Consider the following 21,613-nt stretch of genomic DNA (forward strand, 5'->3'; position numbering starts at 1 on the left):
TAAAATATGCGCCATTTTAAACCCGCTGTGAAAAATTGGGGTGATTCTTTGTCTTGCTTTTTCCGATTGAGCTCGATGGCGGCCGCCGTGTTGGCCGGTTTGAGCCTGCCGGCCATGCTGCAGGCCGAGCCGTTGTCGCTGGCGGCAGAGGGAGGGGCAGCCTGCCACAGGCCGGATGCGCCCAAACAGATGATTGCGCCGGTGAAAACCAGCGGCGAAGGTGCATTGGCCGAAGGTGTTACCCGCGTGAATGCCGACCGTGTTATCGGCCAGAGCGATGTGCGCGTGCGTGCTGAGGGCGATGTGGTGGTGGAGCGCGGCAACCAGGTGCTCAACGCGCAATGGATTGACTACAATCAGCCGCAAGATACCGTGCATGCCGGTGGCCGCTTCATTTTGGAGCAGGGCGGTGGGCGCGTGAGTGGCGAGAATCTGCGTTATAAGATGGACACCCGCCAGGGTGAGGCCACCAATGCCCGCTTCGAAGTCGAAAGCAGCAGCGGCCGCCGCCTGCAGGGCACCAGCCGAACTCTGCGCATAGATGGCGAAAACCGCTACCACTTGGAAAACGGCCGCTTCAACACCTGCGACTCGGGCGATGAGAGCTGGTATATCCGTGCCAAAAGCATTGAAGCGGACTACGAACGCAATGTCGGCGTGGCGCGTAATGCCTCGCTGGTTGTAGGTGGTGTGCCGCTGTTTTACACGCCGTGGATTGATTTTCCGCTCAACGGCAACCGTAAAAGCGGCTTTTTAGTACCTACCTTCAAAGCCGGCTCCAACGGCGCGGAAATCACCATTCCCTATTATTTCAACCTTGCTCCGAACTACGACTTCACGCTTACGCCCAAACTCTATAGCCGGCGTGGCCTGCAGCTGGCCGGCCAGTTCCGCTATCTGCGGCCTAAATACCAGGGAGATATAAGTTTGGCCGTACTGCCCAAAGACCAGCTTAGCCGGCACGCCACCCGTAGCAAAATCGATTGGAACCACCAACATCAATTCAGCCGCACCCTCAGCGGCGGTGTGGATTTCCACCAAGTATCCGATGACGATTACTACCGCGATTTCTACAACCGTACTGATATCGCCACCAATGTTAATCTCAACCGCCAGTTGTGGCTGCGCCACCAAACCGAATTGTGGACTGGCCGCTTCGACAGCTACGCCACTGTGCAGAAATACCAAACTCTGGCTAATGCCGACGGCTACAAAGGCGACCAACCCTATGCATTGTTGCCGCGCCTAAGCAGCCAGTGGCAGAAGCGTTTTGGCATCGCCAACTTCCAAATGTTCGGTCAATACAGCAACTTCCGCCACGATAGCAAACAGGAAGGCAGCCGTTTGGTGCTCAACCCCAGTGTGAGCGCGGAACTCAACCGCAGCTGGGGCTATGTCCGACCCAAGCTCGGCTTGCACGCCACTTATTACAACCTCGATAGCCACAACGGCGCACAGGCACGCAATTTCAGCCGCATACTGCCCACCTTCAGCGTGGATAGCGGCATGGTGTTTGAGCGGCCGGCCAGCTGGCAGGGGCGTGATTATGTGCAAACCTTAGAGCCGCGCCTGTTCTACACCTACATCCCCACCAAGCAGCAAAACGATATTCCGCTGTTTGATACTGCCGAAAACAGTTTCAATTACAGCCAACTATTCCGCGAGAACCGTTTCTCCGGCCACGACCGCATCAACGCTGCCAACTTCCTCACCATGGCGGTGCAAACCCGCCTGTATGATGCCCGGAATGGCGCAGAGCGTTTCTCCGCCGGCCTTGGTCAGCGCCTGTATTTCACTCGTGACGACGTATTGCTCGACGGCAGCCGTGTGCAGCGGCGCAGCGGCCATTCCGATTTGCTGGCCTTTGCCGACGGCCGGGTAACCGACAATATCTGGCTGAACAGCGAAGTGCACTACGACACCAGCCAAAATGCCGCGGCCAAATATCATTTCGGCCTGCGCTACAGCCCGGAGCCAGGCAAAACTGTGGGTGCGCGCTATCAATACCGCCGCCATGGCGAAATTTACGACGACGTATACGGCAAAGTGCGCCGGGCCGACGTGTATTTCCAATGGCCGGTGAGCCGCAATCTTTATCTAGTGGGCCGCCACAGCTATTCCTTCAGCGAACATAAGCCAGTGGAACACCTTTTGGGCATGGAATACATCAGCGGCTGCGGCTGCTGGAGCTTGAGTGCCGTCGGTCAGCATTATGTAAACGGCGTGAACTCTAGCAAAAACGCCTTCTTCCTCCAGCTGCGCCTGCGTGATTTAAGCAGCTTGGGCAACAATCCTTTTGAACAAATCCGCCAGTCGATTCCTGGCTACACCAACATTGATGAGGTAATGCGTAAATGAAAATGAAAACTTTGGTTTTGGCGCTGGGCATGAGCCTGGCTTTTCAGGTAGCCTCGGCCAACACCGTGCGGTCGGTAGACAACATCGTGGCCGTGGTGGAGAACGAAGTCATCACCCAGCGTGAGCTCGATCAGGCCGTGGCCCACACCCGCAGTCAAATGCCGCGCGGTACGCAAGTATCCGAGCAGGAATTGCAGCGGCAAACCCTGATGCAGCTGGTGAACCAATCGCTTTTGGTGCAGGCCGGTCGGCGCAACAATATCCAAGTGCCCGATGCCGAAGTGGAAGCAGAAATCGCCCGCATCGCCGCCTCCCGCCGCAAAAGCGTGGCTCAATTTGAAGCTGCCCAAGCCCGCTTTGGCATCAACAAAAGTGCCCTGCGTCGCCAAGTACGCGATAGCATGCTCGCCCAGCGCGTACAGCAGGGGCAGACCGCCGGCGAGACTAAAGTGAGCGAAGAGGAAATCAATGCCGCTATCGCTCGCGCCCGCGCCCAAGGCATTGCCTTGCCGCAGGCTACGCCCAAAACCCAATATCATGCCCAGCACATCCTGATTGCCAGCCAGGGTGAACGCTCCCAGCGGCTGGCGCAACGCCTGGCGCAAAATGCCCAACGCGGCGCCGATTTTTCCGCCTTGGCGCGCCAGTATTCGCAAGACAGCAGTGCTGCCAACGGCGGCGATTTGGGCTGGCTCTCTGAAGGTGAAACCGTGCCCGAGTTCGAGCGCGCCATGCGCGGCCTGAAGCCTGGTCAGGTAAGCGCGCCGGTGCACACCCAGTTCGGCTGGCATGTGATCCGCCTGGTGGAAGCCCGCACGCCCAACACGCCCGATGCCCGCATCCGCGCCGGCGTGCACGATGCCATTGCCGCCCAGAAAACCCAAGCCGCTATGCAGAGCCTGCTCCAGCAGCTGCATCAAAACAGCTTTATTTCCATTCGGATGCAGTAGGCGGATTGGCCGCAGAGGATGATTGGCCTATCCTTTGCGGCCAATTTACAGGCTACCTGAAAGTTTCAGGTAGCCTCAGGTTTGGCCAAATCGTGCTGCCATAGATTTGGTATGACCATACCAATGCCACACTTCTTTTCAGGTAGCCTCCAAGGCTACCTGAAACCCGTAAACCCAAGTAACAGAAGCCTAATAGAAGAGAACTACCATGCGCCCGCTTACCGCCACCATCCGCCTCAGCCACCTGCGCCACAACTACCAACTACTCAAACGCCTGCACGGCAACAAAATGCTCGCCGTGGTGAAAGCCGATGCCTACGGCCATGGTGCCGTGCGCTGCGCCCGTGCGCTGGCCGATTTGGCTGATGGTTTTGCTGTGGCCACGCTGGATGAGGGCATCGAACTGCGCGAAGCCGGCATCAGCGCGCCCATCGTGATGCTCGAAGGCGTGTTTGAGCCCGCCGAATATGCTGCGGTAGACAAATATCGCCTGTGGCCTGGCGTACAAAACCAATGGCAGCTCGAAAGCCTGCTGGCACACCGCTGGCGCGAGCCGGTAACCGTTTGGCTGAAAATGGATTCCGGCATGCACCGCGTGGGCTTCTTCCCGCAAAACTTCGCCCCCGCCCATCAAGCCCTGCGTCAAAGCCCGCAGGTGGCGCATATTGTGAGCATGACCCACTTCGCCCGCGCCGACGAGCCGGAGCAACCGATGACCGCCGCCCAGCTGGCTGCCTTCGACACCGCCGTGGCCGGCTTGTCCGGTGCGCAGAGCCTCGCCAACTCCGCCGCCATCATCGCCCACCCCGCCGCCCGCCGCGAATGGGGGCGAGCCGGCATTGCCCTCTACGGCATCGAGCCCTTCCCGGGTGCCTGCCCCGAACTCAAACCCGTGATGCGCCTCACCAGCCGCATCTTTGCTGAACGCCCCCTCCAGCCCGGCGAGCCTGTCGGCTACGGCGCATCCTTCATCACCGAACGCTCCACCCGCATCGGCATTGCCTCCTGCGGTTATGCCGATGGCTACCCCCGCACCGCACAAAACGGCTGCCCGCTCACCGTAAACGGCCAACCCAGCCGCCTCATCGGCCGCGTGAGCATGGATATGCTTGCCGTCGAGCTCGATCACCACCAAGGCGTGGGCAGCGAAGTGGAGCTGTGGGGCGACGCCGTTTCCGTAGCCACCGTGGCCCAATCCGCCGGTACGATTTCCTACGAGCTGCTGTGCCACATCAAACGGGCCAACTATGTGTATCAAGAGTAATCAATAAGTTGAAGGCTACCTGAAAAAAACTTCAACAGCGTTTCTGCGAAGTTTCAACGCAGTTAAAACAGTTGTGCATTTTCAGGTAGCCTTTGGCCTGTTGCTTGAGGCTGTATAAATCCATCATTCATCGACAATACTACCCATGACGATACCCATGAAAAAACTCCTTCCCTTCCTGCTCTTCGCCCCCTTGTGCGCCCAAGCCCAACCGCTTGGTGCAGGTACATATAAATACGTTGAATGGGGTGTCCACGGCGGTGCCGACATCCGAAAAATGCTGGTGATCGAGGTGTTGCCCAGCAGCCAGTACTGCCTGCTTTCCATCATGGACTACAAAGAAGACAGCGCCGCGGGCAGGTGGCAGCGCAGCGGCAACAGCATTCGTCTCGGCAACGGTCTGCGCTTGCAGCAGAGAAACGGCCAAGTGTATGCCGGCCAACAAGCTGTGCAATACGAACCCTATGCCAGCAAAGACAGAGAAGACTACGCCGCCGGGGTTTGTAAGGAAATAGAAGCCAATAGCACGCCGTCGCGGTAAAGTTGTTCCGCTGCTTGGAGGCTACCTGAAAAAGCAGCCTGACATTCATCGCCGATGTTTTACCAAACCCGCCCAACACACATCAAACCACCCATGCCGCAAACCCTTTCCCCCGAAAGCCTGATCGAAGCCGCGTTGCTCACCCAGCCCGAGCCGTTGCCCGAACGCCGCCTGCGCGCCCTGTGCGAGCCGCCGCTTTCTGCCGATAAGCTCGAAGACGTGCTCGAAGCCCTGCAACAACGCTGGCAGGGTAGGGCGCTGCAACTGGTGCGCACCCACGAGGGCTGGCGGTTTCAGGTAGCCCCTGCTGCTTTCGAGCGGCTCGGCAGCCTGGAAGAGCAGCGTACGCCGCGCTACTCCCGCGCCGTGATGGAAACCTTGGCCATCATCGCCTACCGCCAGCCGGTAACGCGTGGCGACATCGAAGCCATCCGTGGCGTGGCGGTGTCGCAAAACGTGATGCAAACCCTGCAGGAGCGCGGCTGGGTAGAAAGCGTGGGCAAGCGCGACACCATCGGCCGCCCCAGCCTGTGGGCCACCACCAAAACCTTCCTCACCGATTTGCAAATCGACACCCTAGAATCCCTACCGCCCCTAGCCGAACTGGGCGAGTTGGTATTGCCTGAGCTGGGTATTCACGGGGCAACGGCAGAAGAAGAAATGGCGGAAGAAAAAGCTGAGGAATAGCGCATTCGAGCGCGAACCATATTTTCAGGTAGCCTGATGAAGGCTACCTGAAAAACATCTGCTCCAGTACAATCCGGCCATCTTTCTGCTTCGCACAAGCCCACGCTTTAGCTTTGCAGAAACTCACTCCGTTCGTTTCAGGTAGCCTTCCCCATGAGCACTGATTTCAAACAACAACTCAAGCTCACCGACGCCACCGCCGGCAAGCTCGCCAAGCTGCATATCCGTAGCCTGTGGGATGCCGTGCTGCACCTGCCCCTGCGCTACGAAGACGAAACCCACATCACCCCGATCAAAGACGCGCCCGTGGGCGTATCCTGCCAAGTGGAAGGCGAAGTGGCACATCAGGAAATCCAATTCCGCCCGCGCCGCCAGCTGATTGCCCAAATCCGCGACCAATCCGGCAGCGTGCTGCACCTGCGCTTTATCCATTTCTACCCCAGCCAGCAAAAACAGCTCGCCAAGGGCAAGCGCATCCGCGCCATCGGCGAAATCCGCCACGGCTTTTTCGGCGACGAAATGGTGCACCCAAAAATCCGCGATGCCGAGAGCCAAAGCCTGGCCGAGAGCCTCACCCCCGTGTATCCCACCGTGTCCGGCCTCAGCCAGCCCACGCTGCGTCGCATTATCCGGCAAGCCCTCGATCAAACCGATTTGGCCGACACGCTACCTGAAAGCCTGCTGGACAAACTCAAGCTGCCGCCGCTGGCCGAAAGCCTGCACCTTCTGCACGCGCCGCCGCCCGAATACAGCATCAGCCAATTATCGGACGGCAGCCTGCCTGCCTGGCAGCGGCTCAAGTTCGACGAACTGCTCGCCCAACAGCTTTCCATGCGCCTGGCCCGCGCACAGCGGCTCAGCGGGCAGGCCGTGCCGCTGGTGGGCGACGGCAGCCTGGCCGAGCCGCTGGTTCAGAGCCTGCCTTTTGCCCTCACTGCCGCGCAGGAGCGCGTGTTGGCCGAAATCCGCCAAGATTTGGCGCAGCCGCACCCGATGCACCGCCTGCTGCAAGGCGATGTAGGCAGCGGCAAAACCATTGTGGCCGCGCTTTCCGCGCTGGCTGCCATCGAAGCGGGCGCGCAAGTGGCCGTGATGGCGCCCACCGAAATCCTCGCCGAGCAGCACCACATCAAATTCCGCCAATGGCTCGAGCCGCTGGGCATCAGCGTGGTCTGGCTTTCAGGTAGCCTCAAAAAGAAAGAAAAAGACCAAGCCAAAGCCGCGCTGGCCGACGGCCGTATCCGCTTGGCCGTGGGCACGCACGCCCTGTTTCAAGACGACGTATCCTTCCAAAACCTCGGCCTGGTGATTGTGGACGAGCAGCACCGCTTCGGCGTGGCGCAGCGCCTCGCCCTGAAAAACAAAGGCCGCGACGTGCACCAGCTGATGATGTCCGCTACCCCCATTCCGCGCACGTTGGCCATGAGCTTCTTCGCCGACCTCGATGTTTCGGTTATCGACGAGCTGCCGCCCGGCCGCACGCCGATTAAAACCCGCTTGGTCAACAACATCCGCCGCCGCGAAGTGGAAGGCTTTGTGCTGGCTACCTGTAAAAAAGGGCAGCAGGCCTATTGGGTGTGCCCGTTGATTGAAGAGAGCGAAGCGCTGCAGCTGCAAACCGCCACCGATACGCTCGCCGAGCTGCAGGCCGCCCTGCCCGAGCTCACCATCGGCTTAGTGCACGGCCGCATGAAAAGCTTGGAGAAAGCCGCCGTAATGGCCGAATTTGCCGCCGGGCGGATTCATGTGCTGGTAGCTACCACCGTGATCGAGGTGGGGGTGGACGTGCCCAACGCCGCCCTGATGGTGATCGAACATGCCGAGCGCATGGGGCTTTCCCAGCTGCACCAATTGCGCGGCCGAGTGGGGCGCGGCGCTGCGGTGTCGAGCTGCGTGCTGCTGTTTGCCGAGCCATTGGGCGACACCGCCAAAGCCCGCCTCAAAGTGATCTACGAAAATACCGATGGCTTTGAAATCGCCCGCCAAGACCTCAGCATCCGCGGCCCCGGCGAATTTCTCGGCGCCCGCCAAAGTGGCCTGCCCCTGCTGCGCTTCGCCGATTTGGAGCAAGATTTGCCCCTCTTGGAAGCCGCCCGCCAGCTCGCTCCCGAACTCATTGCCCACCACCCCGATATTGTGGAAAAACACCTAGAACGCTGGCTTGCTAGCCGCGAAGGGTATTTAGGGGTATGAGCGGGGAAAGGCCACCTGAGAACGGATTCCGTTAAAATTGGAAGAAGTAGGCAAATTCAAAATATCGGTGTGGCAACACCGGCCTACAAAGGAAGTGGAGGGTAGGGAGGTGTGACCACGCTGCCGTTTGGGCGGAATTGGATGGGAGAAAAGATACTGCTACATATTTTGTCAAATTCTCACTGTATAAAGGATGGATAAATAAATATACACCTTTTGGTTTTATTACATTTCTCGGATTATGTCGCCGACACATTAAAACTCAAAATCCTATCCTATCGGGCAGGGTCATTATTCCTGCTGCACTTAGCTTGGCGGCGACCTGCCTGCCTCTATCTCCTACGGAGCTAAAAGCATTCAGGCTGCTTTGGGTTGGTATGGCTTTCCGCTCTTCAGTACGGCAAAGCAGTAAACGGACAATTTGCACATGATGCACAAACAATCTGCTTGCCCCGGCATTGTAAATGCCATGACGGCTGGCATGTACAATGCCGCCCTCGCCGTCTTACCAAACAGCTCAACAAGCTGGTAAAAGTGCGGGCCTTGGGCAAAGACCGCAACGAGCTCCTGCGTCTCACCGATATTAACCACGGCCAGGTAGTGGCGTAACCGATAAGAGCTATGTGATTGAAATCACGGGCACCAGCGACAAACTCGACAGCTTCCTCGAAACCGTACCCAAAGGCCTGATTCTGGAAACCGTGCGCACCGGCGCCGCCAGCATCGGGCGCGGCGAGCGGATTTTGAAGATTTGATGTTTGTTTGGCCGGCTTAAAGCCTGCTGTGAATTTTCAGGTAGCCTTTTGCTGCACAGGCTACCTGAAACCAGCCACCACAACGCATACCGAAGACCAAAATAATGACAGGGTGGGCTTCACTTGCTGCTATTGAATTGTTGGCGATAAATTCTGTTTATATGAGTTAAATGGGGAGAATCACTTTTGGTAGCTTGGAATTGTAGGTAATGAATAGTTTTTCACTGCCATGCTGTTTGGTGGAAAATGGCGAAAATCCTTGCTGCAACGGGTTTGCAAACGATAGAATCCCCACCCATTAAGGCGTCCTGCCACATTTTCAATCGAGTTTTTACTGTGGATACTCCAGTTTACAACTTCTCCGCCGGCCCGGCCGTGCTGCCCGAATCCGTATTGCGTACCGCGCAAAGCGAAATGTTCGACTACAACGGCACGGGCTTTTCCGTGATGACTATGAGCCACCGCTCTGATGTGTTCATGAGTATCCTCTATCATGCCGAGCAGGATTTGCGCCAGCTACTGAATATTCCAGACAATTATAAAGTTTTGTTTTTGCAAGGCGGTGCCAGCGCACAGTTCAACATGACCGTGATGAACCTGAGCAACGGCTTCAAGCGTATTGATTCCGTAGTGAGCGGCAACTGGAGCCGCATTGCTCATCAGGAAATGGGCAAGCTGTCTGATGTAAACATCCATCTGGCCGCGCATGGCGGCGAGCAGTTTGATTACACCGACCTGCCGCCTGTTGCGTCTTGGGATATCGATCCGAGCTCTGCCTTTGTGCATTTCGTGATTAACGAAACCGTGCATGGCCTGCAATACCATGAAGTGCCCAAACTGGGTACGGATATGCCGCCCTTGGTGTGCGATATGTCGAGCGAGATTCTTTCCCGCCGCATCAATGTGGCCGATTTCGGTGTGATTTATGCCGGCGCGCAGAAAAACATCGGCCCCTCCGGCACCACCATCGTCATCATCCGCGAAGACCTGCTCGAGCGCTGCTCCAGCCACGTGCCCGATGTGTGGAACTATCGTTCGCACATCGACCGCCAAGGCATGTATAACACCCCCGCCACCTATCCCATCTACATTTCCGGCCTCGTTTTCCGCTGGTTGCAGTCGCAGGGCGGGGTAGGGCAGATGGAAACCATCAACACCCTCAAAGCCAAAACCCTATATGCCGCCATCGACAACAGCGGCGGCTTCTACCGCAACCGAGTTGCGCCTGCCGCACGCTCCAAAATGAACGTGATCTTCACCACCGGTAACAAAGAATTGGACGAACTTTTCGTTCAAGAATCCACCACCCGCGGCCTACGCCTGCTGGGCGGCTACAAGAGCATGGGCGGTATGCGTGCCAGTATCTACAACGCCATGCCCTTGCAAGGGGTGGAGGCGTTGATTGAATTTATGCGCGAATTTCAGAAACGCTACGGCTGAGATGTGCTTAAACTGATGTGCTGAAGTGATTGTTTTTTCATGCAAGGTTGGCCGACACCGTAGGAGGAAACAAGAATTTTGGTGATGGGCGTATAATGAGGCTATCTGATAATTATTTTCAGGTAGCCTCTGTTTTTGCTTCGTGGAAGTCTCGTTTTAGCTCCGCAGAAACGCGCTACGCTTGTTTTAACTTCGTTGAAGCTGACGCTTTCAGGTAGCCTCTTATTTGGTTTGTTTCTGGTGTGCAAACAGATAGTTCACAGGAAAAAGCCATGATTAAAATAGAAAATGCCATCAGCGAAACCCTGCTGATTCCGCTCTATATGAAATACCGTGCCTCCCAGCAGGCCAATCCTATCCTCACCGACCCCGCCGCCTGCCGCTTGGTGCCGCAGATCGACTATGATTTTGCCAAGTTCGACCGCGCCAAGCCCACTCTCATCGGCACAGCCATCCGTGCCCGCTATTTCGACCGGCTCACCGCCGATTTCATCCGACGTCAAAGCCGCCCGGTGGTCGTTATCCTCGGCTGCGGGCTCGACAGCCGCCGCGAACGGCTCGGCAGCGAAGCAGACGGCATACCGTTTTATCAGCTTGATTTGGAAGACGTTATCCAATGACGGCGCGCCATCCTGCCGTCGCAAAGCAACGAAACCCTGATTGCCGCCTCCGCCTTCGACACTGAATGGATGGATGATTTGCATGTCCGCCACCCCGATGCCCAATTCCTGTTCGTGATTGAAGGCGTGCTGATGTATTTTCCCAACGACACGGTACGCGCCTTGTTCCAAAGCCTTGCCGCCCGTTTCCACGGTAGCGAAATCGCCTTCGACTTGCCTTGCACAATCGCAAGTTTGGCTTCTTCCGCGCTGCGTCCGTGCCACAGTCCGCCATTGATGCGCCCGTAGCTGCCGCTTTGGCTGTCTATGTGCAACCGCTGGGCGGTAAAAAACTCTGCCCGCCACGATGCCATGAGGCATGTTAGTGCCCGCTTTGAATCCTTTTGCGACAACGAACGCGAGCCGGAGAAATGGGCAGATAATCTGTGCTTCATTTCCAACAGCTATATCGTTGGCGACTTCCCTGACGAGTGGAAACGCATCGGCTTCGTCTCTAGCCTGATTATGCGCCTGGTGCGCGTTATCCGCGAAAGTAGCCGCATATTGCACTATCGGATTGATTGAACGCGGCCTTGCCCTTTGTTTGGTGGAAATAAAGGCTACCTGAAAGCGCAAGCTTCAACGAAGTTAAAACGAGCAACGCGGGTTTATGCGCGGCTATGGTTTCAAGTAGCCTTTATCTATGGAACGGGCTAACGGTTTAATCGTCGGGATCGAATTTGGAAGAGAGGATGCGGCCGCTGCGGGCGTCCACAATCACTTCATAATCGCCATGCCGGCCGTCTAAATCCACTTCATACACACGGCGGTCGTGCCAGGTGGTGAGGTACACGTCGGTTACGCGGGCACGGGTGTGGCGGGCAGCACAGGTGCTCGAATCAAAGTTCGGAGGTTGAGGAAACCGGGAAAGGCTACTTGAAGGATATGGCGTCGATTTTAACGAGACTCTAATGTGTTCGTTTTAACTTCGTTGAAGCTTGCGCTTTCAGGTAGCCTTCTTGCTTACTGGATGCGGGTAACAGCTTTCACATCCACTTCGGTGCGGTGCCATTCTTGATCGATTTCAGCTTCGATGCGTACTTTATCGCGCGGGGAAACGTTCAGGCCACGCCATACGTCATCGTCGATTTCCACTTCGATACGGCCGCTGGCATCGCGGAAGATATAGTGTTCGTGGCGCACTTGGCGTTCGATGTAGCCTTCCAAGATAACGTAGCTGTCGTCCGGTACGCTGCGCAGGGCAGAAACGCGGGTTACGGCATTTTGGGAGGCAGACGCTTGGCCATTTTCGGAGAAGCCGGCGGAAGCAGTGGCGGATACGGCTAACAGGGCGGTGAAGAGCAAAGCGTTTTTCATGGTGTTTTCCCTTATTCAAGATTGTGGTTTATCGGGCGGCAACCGGTGTTGCCTGAGTTGATGGCTCGCATTATAGGCAGGCAAGCTTAGCGGAAAATTAGGGTTGCGTGAAAAAATGTAAATTATGCAAACCGGTAAAAGCTGCCTAATAGTGGATGAATTTAAATCAGGGTGCAGCGGTATGGTTTAAATTTATCCGCTATAAAACAATCCGGCCGTATCCATTGCGGGATTCGGCCGGGCGGAACTACACGGCTTATTGTAAACCTTGAGTAAAGTTGTCCGCGGCATCCATTTCTTCGTTGCTCATGCGTTTGGCAATGTTGCTCATGATGGAGTTGGTGCGCTGGCCGCTTTGTGTGGATGCGGAGTTGGTCTACCACACAAGATTTGTGCTGACCGGCCAGGCGTGGGTAAGCCACTGTGCCGTCTTTCTGGGTTTGGTTGCCCGGAATGCCCGCGCCACAGGAGCCGTGCCACGACATACATGCAGGCAAGCTACCACGATGCGTGCCTAATCTCTATTTTTATAAACGTGGTATTCTATACTAAATTTTACTTTTTGTTCTAGCTATGTCGCTTTTTAAAAACGCCAAATTTTATACCACCGTTAATCACTTAAGAGACCTACCCAATACCCCTGCCGAAATTGCTTTCGTGGGGCGCAGCAACGCCGGCAAATCCAGCGCCATCAATACGCTCACCGCCCACACCCGCCTGGCTTACGTTTCCAAAACTCCGGGCCGCACCCAGCATATCAACTTCTTCAGCCTGCCCAACGGGCACTATATGGTGGATTTGCCCGGCTACGGCTACGCCCAGGTGCCCGAAGCCGTGCGTGCGCATTGGGTTCAGCTGCTTGGCGGCTATCTGCAAACCCGCGCCCAGCTGATCGGGCTGGTGTTGGTGATGGATGCGCGCCACCCGCTCAAAGAACTGGACAAGCAAATGCTGGAATTTTTTGCCAGCACTGGCAAACCCGTGCATATTTTGTTGTCGAAAGCTGACAAACTTTCCAAAAACGAGCAGATTAAAACCCTCGCTGCCGTGCGTTGCGCCCTACAGCCGTTTGCCGAGCGGCAAGCGGTGGGAGTGCAACTGTTTTCCAGCCTGAAAAAACAGGGCATGGAGGAGGTGGATACTGTGGTGGCCGCATGGTTTGCGCAATGGGAGGCGGAGCATGCTTTGCCGGAAAACGAGCAAGCTGCCGAAAATGGAGAAGAGGCTACCTGAAACATGAAGCAGCCGGAAACCGATTGGTTTTAGCTGCAACAATGAATTTCCTGTAGGGCGAGCGGCGCTGTATGAAATATTGCAGCTGTATCTCACGGGGGAACGAAATCAGCTTTTCAGGTAGCCTCAGCTGAGGCTACCTGAAAAGCTGCCGAAAGCAGCAGCAACAAGCTGGCTGAAAGCCGCATGGCTTAAACTTTCCCAACAGTATTTCAGGTTATAATCCGCCGCATGCAAAAATCTCTCTCTCTCTTTCTCAACGGCGAAGCCGCCACTGAAGCCTTCGGCAACCGCATCGCGCCCGATTTGGCCGCACCGCTGGTGGTGTGGCTGGAAGGCGATTTGGGTGCCGGCAAAACCACGCTGGTGCGCGCTATTTTGCGCCGGCTTGGGCATGCGGGCGCAGTGAAAAGCCCCACCTATGCCATTGTGGAAAGCTACCGGCCAAACGGCCTGGCGGTAAACCATTTCGATTTATACCGCTTCGCTGCGCCGGAAGAGTGGGAAGATGCCGGGCTGGGCGAACTGTTTGTCGAGCCCGCCATCCATTTCATCGAATGGCCGCAACGCGCCGAGGGCTTTGCGCCCGCAGCCGATTTGCGCATCGCCCTGCAAAACAGCGGCAGCGGCCGTGTCTGCACCCTTTCCACCGATTCCGAAAAAGGCAAGCAACTCATCGAATTATGGCAAAACTTACCCGCCGAACTTTCCTAAGCAGCGGCGCCGGCCTGCTGCTCCTGAGCATTGTGCCCACGGGCGAAGCGCACGGTACGCCGCAGTTTGTGGCCGTGCGCATTTGGCCAGCTTCTTCCTACACCCGCGCCACGCTCGAATCCACCCGCCCTCTGCAACATAAATACTTCCTGCTGGACAACCCGCGCCGTCTGGTGGTGGACATTCAGGGCGCGAGCCTCGATAGCGTGGTGCAGAGCCTGCCGCAGAAGCTCAGCCGCAGCGATCCTTATGTGGCCGGCATCCGCGTGGGGCAGTTCAACCCCGACACCATCCGCGTGGTGATGGATTTGAAAACCGCCGTGAACCCGCAAGTGTTCGCACTCACGCCGGTGGCCAATTTCAAACACCGCTTGGTGATCGACCTCTATCCCACCCAGGCTGTGGCGCTGGCGCAGGAAGCCAATGATCCGCTGATGGCGCTCCTGCAAGACTACACCAACGGCCGTATCCGCCAAGACGGCACCGCCACTGCGCAGGCGCGAACCACCAGCGTGCCGCCGGTGCAAAACCATGCCGGTGGTAACCGGCGCGGCAACCGCAAGCTAGTGGTGATGCTCGATCCCGGCCACGGCGGCGAAGATTCCGGCGCGGTCGGCCCCAGTGGCTTGCGTGAAAAAGACGTGGTGCTCTCGATTGCGCGCGAAGCCAAACGCGAAATGGAGCGGCTCGGCTATCAGGTGTATATGACGCGCAACGAAGACGTGTTTATTCCACTGGGCGTGCGCGTGGCCAAGGCGCGCAGCCGCAAAGCCGATATTTTCATTTCGATTCATGCTGATGCCTTCACTACGCCGCAGCCGCGTGGCACCGGCGTGTATGCCTTAAGCCGGGGCCGAGCCACCAGTGCCGCCGCCCGCCGGCTGGCGCAATCGCAAAACGCCTCCGACCAAATCGGCGGTATCCGCGTGAGCGGCAACCGGCAGGTGGACCACACGCTGTTTGATTTGGTGCAAACCGCTACCATCAACGACAGCCTGCGCCTGGGCAAATCGGTGCTTGACGAAATGGGCAAAATTAACCGGCTGCACAAAGGCCATGTCGATCAGGCTGGCTTTGCCGTGCTCAAAGCGCCGGATATTCCGTCTATCCTGGTGGAAACCGCCTTTATCTCCAACCCCACCGAAGAGCGGATGCTGGCCAGCAGCCAGTTCCGTCAAAAAGCCGCCCGCGCCATTGCCGCCGGTGCACAGCAATATTTGGCTACGGCAGCGGTGGCAAGGCGTTAGGTGCTTGTCCGGCATGCTTTAAAGGCTACCTGAAAAGGCAAACCCGTTTGTAGAGGCAGATGGGTTTGTTTTTTCAGGTAGCCTTTGCATTCGCGCCGGGTTGGCTGCCTGTGCTACACTTCGTGCATTGTTTGTTTGCTTGGAAACTATGATGAAATTGAAATTTGCCCCCGCTTTAGCCGTTTTGTTTGTGTTGGCCGCATGCAGCAGCGAGCAGCCGATTACGCCTGTGCCGGAGGCGCAGAAGGTGGTGCCGGAAGCATCGGCCTTGCCGGTGTCGGAAACCGGTTTCAGCCAAAATGCCGAGGTGCAGCGTTTTATCCGGCAGCAGGCCGGATTGGGCGTGATGGGCGAAGGGCAGTTGCAGCAGTTTTTCGCGCAGTCGGTGTATAAGGGCAATATTGTCAACATCATGAACCGCCCCGGCACGTCGCGCCCGTGGTATGAGTTCCGCAGCGGCAATGCCGGCGCGGGCAGAATCAACGGCGGCCGCCGCTTTTACCAGCAATACCGCCAAGTGCTCGACCAAGTGGCGCGCGAATACGGCGTGCCGGCGGAAGTGTTGGTGGCAATTGTGGGCATTGAAACTAACTACGGCAGCAATATGGGCAGCTTCCGCCTGGCCGATTCGCTGCCCACGCTGGCGTTCGGCTACCCGCGCCGGGGCGAGTTTTTCCAGCAGGAGCTGCATGAATTCCTGCTGATGGCCAAAGAAGAAGGGCGCGATCCGTTCAGCTTCATCGGCAGCTATGCCGGGGCGATGGGGATGCCGCAGTTTATACCGTCGAGCTACCGCAAATGGGCGGTGGATTACGATGGCGACGGCCAGCGCAACATTTGGGGTAGCGTGCCGGATGTGGCGGCTTCGGTGGCGAACTATCTGAAGGCACACGGCTGGCAGCGCGGCGGCAAAGTGATGGTGCCGGTGTCGATGGTGCCTACGCCGGAATTGCTGGCGCTGATTGATGAAAAAACTGCGCTGAATAAAACCGTGGGCGAGCTGCGGCGGATGGGGGTAACGCCGCTGGAGGAAGTGGCCGACCACGAAAAAGCCGTGCTGTTCCGCCTGGAAACCGCGCCCGGCCAGTATGATTACTATATCGGCCTCAACAATTTCTTCGTCGTTTGGCAATATAACCACAGCCGCCTGTATGTGAGCGCGGTGCGTGAAATCGCCAACGGCGTGGGCGGTGGCAAGCTGTAGACCACGTTGCAACAAAGGCTACCTGAAAAGCGATTGGCTGTTTTCAGGTAGCCTTTGGTTTGTACAAATAAAACGCTGTTTTTGTATTGGGCCATCTGTGCAGCGATAGAGGCTGGCTGAAAAGCAATCAACTGTTTTCAGGTAGCCTTTTCCGTTACAATACGCCACTCAAAAAATTCAGCCAAGAAAGCACACACCATGCCCAAAGTAACCGTCTTGCCGCACAGCGAATTGTGCCCCGAAGGCAAAATCATCGAAAACGCCCCCGAAGGCGAAAGCATTTGCAGCCTGTTGCTCGACAACGGCATCGAAATCGAGCATGCCTGCGAGCAATCCTGCGCCTGCACCACCTGTCACGTGATCGTGCGCCAAGGCTTCGACAGCCTGGAAGAACCGAGCGAAATCGAAGAAGACCTGCTCGACCAAGCCTGGGGCTTGGAAGCCGAATCGCGCTTGAGCTGCCAGGCCAAAGTGGCCGGCGAAGACTTGGTGGTGGAAATCCCCAAATACACCATCAACCACGCCCGCGAGCATCATTAAGCTTGGCGCTCCCCAGCCGCCGGCCGTACACATCTAGTTTCAGGTAGCCTCATCATGAAATGGACCGACACCCAACGCATCGCCGAAGAGCTCTTCGACCGCCATCCCGACATCGACCCGAAAACCGTCCGCTTCACCCAGCTGCGCCAGCTCATCCTCGATTTGCCCGAGTTTGATGACGACCCGCAGCGTTGCGGCGAACGCATTCTCGAAGCCGTGCAGCAGGCTTGGATAGACGAAGCCGAGTAAACAGCCAGCCAATGTTTCAATTCCGTTGAAGCGCATATTTTCAGGTAGCCTCACTATCGATGCAGGCTACCTGAAAAATTCATTCCGAAAGCAAACGCCATGAAAATCGCCACTTGGAACGTAAACTCCCTCAAAGTGCGCCTGCCGCACGTGAGCGACTGGCTGATTCAGCATCAGCCCGACGTGCTCTGCTTGCAAGAGCTCAAGCTGGATCAAGACCAGTTCCCGCTTTCCGCCTTTGAAATGCTCGGCTACCGCGCCGTGTGGAGCGGGCAGAAAACCTACAACGGTGTGGCCATCCTCAGTAAAGAAGAAGCGCAAAACGTGCATACCGGCCTGCCCGCCCTGCCCAACGACCCGCAGCGGCGCGTGATTGCCGCCACCATCGGCGGCGTGCGCGTGGTGGACGTATATTGCGTGAACGGCGAGGCCGTGGGCAGCGAAAAATTTACCTATAAGCAGCAATGGTTTGCCGCGCTGGCCGAATTTATCCGCAGCGAATTGGCGCAATACCCGGAATTGGTATTGCTTGGCGATTTCAACATCGCCCCCGCCGATTTGGATGTGTACGACCCGGAGAAATGGCAGGGCAAAATCCTCTGCTCCGCCGAAGAGCGCGCCTGGTTTCAAACCCTGCTCGACCTCGGCCTCACCGACAGCCTGCGCCGCCTGCACCCCGCCGAACCGCTTTACACCTGGTGGGACTACCGCATGAATATGTTCCGCCGCAAACTTGGCCTGCGCATCGACCACATCCTCGCCAGCCAAGCCCTGCTGCCACGCCTTGCCGCCGCTGGCGTAGACACCGTACCGCGCGCGCTGGAACGCCCCAGCGACCATGCGCCGGTGTGGGCGGAGTTTGAATAGCACATCGTTGCCGCAATAGAAAAGGCTACCTGAAAGCAATGCCTTGGCGAAACCGAGGCTGGGCTTTCAGGTAGCCTTTTGTATCGAAATCGGAGTGGGGGTGGGTTGGAAACCCAACATGTCTGGGCTATTTTCATTGTGTTGGGTTACGCCGTAAACGGCTAACCCAACCTACACATACTACACTCGGTAAAATGATGATGTTGTATTAGCAATAGTTAATTGGATATAGGAGAAATCACTGTACTGCTGGATTGGGTATTACCAGATTGGATATTGCTGGGTTTGGTGCACTGGAACTGGACACTGTGTCTATATAAATCGCAGGTAAATATACCGTGTCCAGGTTCAACGCATGAGGTTTTCACATAATCAAAAGGTTCGGCATCTTGGTAGCCCCATACTGAGCACCGTGTAACTGCTAATTGCTTTACTCTGCTATCGACGGGTTTCTCTTTATCGAGCGGGCTGCGGTCATAGGATAATTGGATGAAACCATCAGCCCGGCTACCGCCTGATGCGCCCCAATCGGTTGTTCTACTTTGAGCCACCATTGCGCCGATACAGCCTGATAATGATGTGGTTAACAGGATAAGAGCGGAAAGTCTTAGAATACTTGATTTGATTGGAGTCATAGCTAGCCTCTGGGTCTTAAGTAAATAGGTTTAATTATTGGTTGCATAAGGAAGTTAAGAATAAACTATTCTTATTAAAATTTTAACTTCGTTCTTTTCCTTTTACAAATTTTCTTTGTTTTATATGGATAAGTTGTTGTTTGTGAAGAAAGGTAAGCGGGTGGAAGTAGGTAGGTTGGGTTGTAAACCCAACATTATCCAGGCTATTTCCATTAGTTTGGGCTACTTGTTATACATGAAAAAGGCTACCTGAAAATGTGAGCGTTGCAGAAATTCGCTCCGCTTATTTTCAGGTAGCCTTTTTGTATCAAAATCAGAGCGGGCGGGGCTTACGATTGCATCGTCCAAGCCACGCTGCCGCCGGCGCGCATGGGGACGAGGTTGCCGCCGTTGCCGATGGGGAAGCTGTTGGGCACGATTTGCGCTTGTTTCACCAAGGTGATGGTATCGGTGTTTTCGGGCAGGCCGTAGAAGCGGGCGCCGTTTTTCGAAGCGAAGGCTTCGAGTTTGCCGAGCGCGCCGATTTGCTCGAAGGCTTCGGCGTAGAGCTCGATGGCGGTGGCGGCGCTGAACATGCCGGCGCAGCCGCAGGCGTTTTCCTTGGCGTGTTGCGGGTGCGGCGCGGAGTCGGTGCCGAGGAAGAATTTGTGCGATTGTGTGCCGGATACGGCTTCGAGCAGGGCTTGGCGGTGGCTTTCGCGTTTGAGCACGGGCAGGCAGTAGTGGTGCGGGTGCATGCCGCCCACCAAGAGGTCGTTGCGGTTGAGCAGCAGGTGCTGCGGGGTAACGCTGGCGGCGAGGTTTTCGCCGCTTTGGCACACGAAGCGGGCGGCTTCGGCGGTGGTGATGTGCTCGAACACGGTTTTGAGGCCGGGCACTTTATTCAGCACGGGCAGGAGGATGCGCTCGATGAATGCGGCTTCGCGGTCGAAAATATCGATGGCGGGATCGGTTACTTCGCCATGTACCAGGAAGCGCATATCTTGGGCGGCGATTTCTTCGAGCACGGGCAGGAGTTTGAACAGGTCGGTTACGCCGCTGTCGGAATTGGTGGTGGCGCCGGCGGGATAGAGTTTGAAGGCAACGATGCCGGCGGCTTTGGCTTCCCGCACCAGGGCGGGGGTGGCGTGGTCGGTGAGATAGAGCGTCATCAGCGGTTGGAAGCGGCTGCCGGCGGGCAGGGCGGCGAGGATGCGTTCGCGGTAGGCCAAGGCATCGGCCACGCTAATCACCGGGGGCTTGAGGTTGGGCATGATTACGGCACGGCCCATCTGGCGGGCGGTGTGCGGCAAAACGTGGCGCAGGGTGTCGCCGTCGCGCAGGTGCAGGTGCATGTCGTCGGGGCGGAGGAGGGTGAGGGTTTGCATGGTGGGGGCTTTCGTGATTTGGAGCGTTATATTTTCAGGTAGCCTTTGGATGCCGGGCGGATTAGGCTACCTGAAACTGTGTTGCAAGGTTGGTTAAAACGATATTGCGGTGAAGCCGGGCTATTTGTGTTGGATCACCAAAACGAACACGCCGTTATCAGTGCTGGAAGCGAGCAGCTGGTGGCCGGTTTGGCGGCAGAAGGCGGCGAAGTCGTCGGGGGCACCGGGGTCGGTGGCGCGCACGGAGAGTATCTGCCCGGCTTCCAAAGTGGCCAGCGCTTTTTTGGCGCGGAGGATGGGCAAAGGGCATTTGAGGCCGCTGAGGTCGAGCTCCAGGGTGGGGGACATGATGGTGGTTTCTATATGGTTGGATGGGAGTGGATTATAGCGGAAAGTGGGGTGTGGACTGAGCCTGTGGTGAAAAAAGGCTACCTGAATTTTCAGGTAGCCTTTTTAATGTGGCAACAGCCTAGTGCAAAGCCTGCCACACTTTCAACGCGTCGGCGGTGGCTTTCACGTCGTGCACGCGCAGGATGGCGGCGCCGCGTTCGGCGGCATAGAGGGCGGCGGCTACGCTGCCGTGGATGCGCTGTGCGGGGTCGGCCTCACCGGTGATTTCGCCGATCATGCGTTTGCGCGATACGCCGATGAGCAGGGGTAGGCCGGTTTGTGCCTGCAAATCGGGCAGGTGGTGCATGAGTTGGATGTTGTGTTGGAGGGTTTTGCCGAAGCCGAAGCCGGGATCGAGCACGATGCGTTCAGAGCAGATGCCGGCGGCTTGGCAGGCTTGGGCACGGGCTTTCAGGTAGCCCGCCACTTCGCTTACTACGTTTTGGTATTGCGGGTTGTTTTGCATAGTTTCGGGCAGGCCCTGCATGTGCATTAGGCAGATGCCGGAGTTGGGGTAGGCGGCGAGCAGTTCGATGGCGCCGCTGTCTTCCAGGGCGGATACGTCGTTGATGATGTCGGCCAGGCCCTTGCCGAGCAGGCGTTGCATGATGGCGGTGCGGCGGGTGTCCACGCTGAGCGGGACGTTCCATTTGATGATTTCGCTCACGATAGGTTGCAGTCGTGCCCATTCTTCTTCGGGGGAAACGTGGTCGGCACCGGGGCGGGTGGATTCGCCGCCGATATCGAGAATGTGTGCGCCTTCGGCGAGCAGGCGTTCGGCATGGGCGAGGGCGGCGCTGCTACTGCGGGAGTATGTGCCGCCGTCGGAGAAGGAATCGGGGGTGAGGTTGATGATGCCCATGATTTTGGGCGTGGATAAATCGATGCGGAAACGCCCGGCTTGCCAGGTGGGTTGTGTCATGTGAGGCTACCTGAAAAAGAGGGAAAACAGAATTATAAGCCTGCGCTGAGAAAAGGTCTTCTTTGTTGTGCTAGGTAGTGG

General features: G+C 57.0%; 23 protein-coding genes and 1 pseudogene. 18 read left to right on the forward strand and 6 right to left on the reverse strand.

All coding sequences use genetic code 11. The annotated features are described in order from the left end of the window. The first annotated feature begins 6 nt into the window (after positions 1–6). From A7Q03_RS00115 to A7Q03_RS10475, 11 genes and pseudogenes are all read left to right on the forward strand, one after another. Positions 7–2,358, forward strand: coding sequence for an LPS-assembly protein LptD (locus tag A7Q03_RS00115; protein WP_231863682.1), 2,352 nt, complete (start codon positions 7–9; stop codon positions 2,356–2,358). Further along, a complete protein-coding gene (locus A7Q03_RS00120; RefSeq protein ID WP_067444928.1) occupies positions 2,355–3,308 on the forward strand; it encodes a peptidylprolyl isomerase in 954 nt (317 codons plus the stop codon). Before A7Q03_RS00115 ends, A7Q03_RS00120 begins: the two co-directional genes overlap by 4 nt. A 208-nt stretch (positions 3,309–3,516) precedes the next feature. Continuing rightward, positions 3,517–4,572: an alanine racemase gene (gene alr, locus A7Q03_RS00125; RefSeq protein ID WP_067446193.1), complete on the forward strand. Its 1,056-nt coding sequence runs from the start codon at positions 3,517–3,519 to the stop codon at positions 4,570–4,572. A 157-nt stretch (positions 4,573–4,729) separates the two neighbouring features. After that, positions 4,730–5,113 carry a hypothetical protein gene (locus A7Q03_RS00130; RefSeq protein WP_067446197.1) on the forward strand — a complete coding sequence of 128 codons (384 nt, stop codon included), beginning with the start codon at positions 4,730–4,732 and terminating at the stop codon, positions 5,111–5,113. Between the two features lie 93 nt (positions 5,114–5,206). After that, the gene (gene scpB, locus A7Q03_RS00135; RefSeq protein WP_067447314.1) at positions 5,207–5,800 is read left to right on the forward strand and encodes an SMC-Scp complex subunit ScpB; all 594 of its coding nucleotides are present in this window, start codon (positions 5,207–5,209) and stop codon (positions 5,798–5,800) included. 153 nt (positions 5,801–5,953) lie between these two features. Then, the gene (gene recG, locus A7Q03_RS00140) at positions 5,954–7,993 is read left to right on the forward strand and encodes an ATP-dependent DNA helicase RecG (RefSeq protein ID WP_067446200.1); all 2,040 of its coding nucleotides are present in this window, start codon (positions 5,954–5,956) and stop codon (positions 7,991–7,993) included. 501 nt (positions 7,994–8,494) lie between these two features. Continuing rightward, positions 8,495–8,748 (forward strand): annotated as a pseudogene (gene ilvN / locus A7Q03_RS10005) (acetolactate synthase small subunit); the annotation flags it as partial. A 336-nt stretch (positions 8,749–9,084) separates the two neighbouring features. Next, on the forward strand, positions 9,085–10,188 hold the full coding sequence (serC, locus tag A7Q03_RS00150) for a 3-phosphoserine/phosphohydroxythreonine transaminase (RefSeq protein ID WP_067446202.1): 1,104 nt from the start codon (positions 9,085–9,087) through the stop codon (positions 10,186–10,188). Positions 10,189–10,460: 272 nt separating this feature from the next. Beyond that, complete coding sequence (locus tag A7Q03_RS10465; protein WP_231863683.1) at positions 10,461–10,808, forward strand: class I SAM-dependent methyltransferase; 348 nt, start codon at positions 10,461–10,463, stop codon at positions 10,806–10,808. A 69-nt stretch (positions 10,809–10,877) separates the two neighbouring features. Further along, entirely contained in the window at positions 10,878–11,096 is a 219-nt protein-coding gene (locus A7Q03_RS10470; protein ID WP_231863684.1) for a hypothetical protein, read from the forward strand. A gap of 18 nt (positions 11,097–11,114) precedes the next feature. Continuing rightward, on the forward strand, positions 11,115–11,372 hold the full coding sequence (locus A7Q03_RS10475; protein WP_231863685.1) for a hypothetical protein: 258 nt from the start codon (positions 11,115–11,117) through the stop codon (positions 11,370–11,372). Positions 11,373–11,508: 136 nt separating this feature from the next. On the opposite strand, the gene A7Q03_RS10315 is transcribed toward A7Q03_RS10475, so the two are convergent. Beyond that, positions 11,509–11,640, reverse strand: coding sequence for a PepSY domain-containing protein (locus A7Q03_RS10315; protein WP_167738617.1), 132 nt, complete (start codon positions 11,638–11,640; stop codon positions 11,509–11,511). Positions 11,641–11,810: 170 nt separating this feature from the next. Then, positions 11,811–12,164 carry a YgiW/YdeI family stress tolerance OB fold protein gene (locus A7Q03_RS00160; RefSeq protein ID WP_067446204.1) on the reverse strand — a complete coding sequence of 118 codons (354 nt, stop codon included), beginning with the start codon at positions 12,162–12,164 and terminating at the stop codon, positions 11,811–11,813. Positions 12,165–12,737: 573 nt separating this feature from the next. Here A7Q03_RS00160 and yihA point away from each other — a divergent pair. The 7 genes from yihA (at position 12,738) to xth (ending at position 18,218) form a co-directional block, all read left to right on the forward strand. After that, the gene (yihA, locus tag A7Q03_RS00165; RefSeq protein ID WP_067446206.1) at positions 12,738–13,397 is read left to right on the forward strand and encodes a ribosome biogenesis GTP-binding protein YihA/YsxC; all 660 of its coding nucleotides are present in this window, start codon (positions 12,738–12,740) and stop codon (positions 13,395–13,397) included. A 231-nt stretch (positions 13,398–13,628) separates the two neighbouring features. Next, positions 13,629–14,111 carry a tRNA (adenosine(37)-N6)-threonylcarbamoyltransferase complex ATPase subunit type 1 TsaE gene (tsaE, locus tag A7Q03_RS00170; RefSeq protein ID WP_067446208.1) on the forward strand — a complete coding sequence of 161 codons (483 nt, stop codon included), beginning with the start codon at positions 13,629–13,631 and terminating at the stop codon, positions 14,109–14,111. Then, on the forward strand, positions 14,081–15,358 hold the full coding sequence (locus tag A7Q03_RS00175) for an N-acetylmuramoyl-L-alanine amidase (protein ID WP_067446210.1): 1,278 nt from the start codon (positions 14,081–14,083) through the stop codon (positions 15,356–15,358). Before tsaE ends, A7Q03_RS00175 begins: the two co-directional genes overlap by 31 nt. 148 nt (positions 15,359–15,506) lie before the next feature. Continuing rightward, complete coding sequence (gene mltB / locus A7Q03_RS00180) at positions 15,507–16,562, forward strand: lytic murein transglycosylase B (protein ID WP_153705632.1); 1,056 nt, start codon at positions 15,507–15,509, stop codon at positions 16,560–16,562. 198 nt (positions 16,563–16,760) lie between these two features. Continuing rightward, complete coding sequence (fdx, locus tag A7Q03_RS00185; protein WP_003822051.1) at positions 16,761–17,102, forward strand: ISC system 2Fe-2S type ferredoxin; 342 nt, start codon at positions 16,761–16,763, stop codon at positions 17,100–17,102. 54 nt (positions 17,103–17,156) lie between these two features. After that, positions 17,157–17,351 carry a Fe-S cluster assembly protein IscX gene (gene iscX, locus A7Q03_RS00190; RefSeq protein WP_003822048.1) on the forward strand — a complete coding sequence of 65 codons (195 nt, stop codon included), beginning with the start codon at positions 17,157–17,159 and terminating at the stop codon, positions 17,349–17,351. Positions 17,352–17,450: 99 nt separating this feature from the next. Next, complete coding sequence (gene xth, locus A7Q03_RS00195) at positions 17,451–18,218, forward strand: exodeoxyribonuclease III (RefSeq protein ID WP_067446213.1); 768 nt, start codon at positions 17,451–17,453, stop codon at positions 18,216–18,218. 218 nt (positions 18,219–18,436) lie between these two features. Here xth and yecR read toward each other — a convergent pair whose 3' ends face one another. The 4 genes from yecR to folP form a co-directional block, all read right to left on the reverse strand. After that, on the reverse strand, positions 18,437–18,853 hold the full coding sequence (gene yecR / locus A7Q03_RS09600) for a YecR family lipoprotein (protein ID WP_082880628.1): 417 nt from the start codon (positions 18,851–18,853) through the stop codon (positions 18,437–18,439). Positions 18,854–19,182: 329 nt separating this feature from the next. Then, positions 19,183–20,220, reverse strand: coding sequence for a dihydroorotase (pyrC, locus tag A7Q03_RS00200; RefSeq protein WP_067446221.1), 1,038 nt, complete (start codon positions 20,218–20,220; stop codon positions 19,183–19,185). 120 nt (positions 20,221–20,340) lie between these two features. Next, the gene (locus A7Q03_RS00205) at positions 20,341–20,568 is read right to left on the reverse strand and encodes a sulfurtransferase TusA family protein (protein WP_067446224.1); all 228 of its coding nucleotides are present in this window, start codon (positions 20,566–20,568) and stop codon (positions 20,341–20,343) included. Positions 20,569–20,689: 121 nt separating this feature from the next. Next, the gene (gene folP / locus A7Q03_RS00210; protein ID WP_067446227.1) at positions 20,690–21,532 is read right to left on the reverse strand and encodes a dihydropteroate synthase; all 843 of its coding nucleotides are present in this window, start codon (positions 21,530–21,532) and stop codon (positions 20,690–20,692) included. Positions 21,533–21,613: the final 81 nt, after the last annotated feature.

This window comes from Eikenella sp. NML99-0057 (assembly GCF_001648535.1).
Taxonomy (GTDB): domain Bacteria; phylum Pseudomonadota; class Gammaproteobacteria; order Burkholderiales; family Neisseriaceae; genus Eikenella; species Eikenella exigua.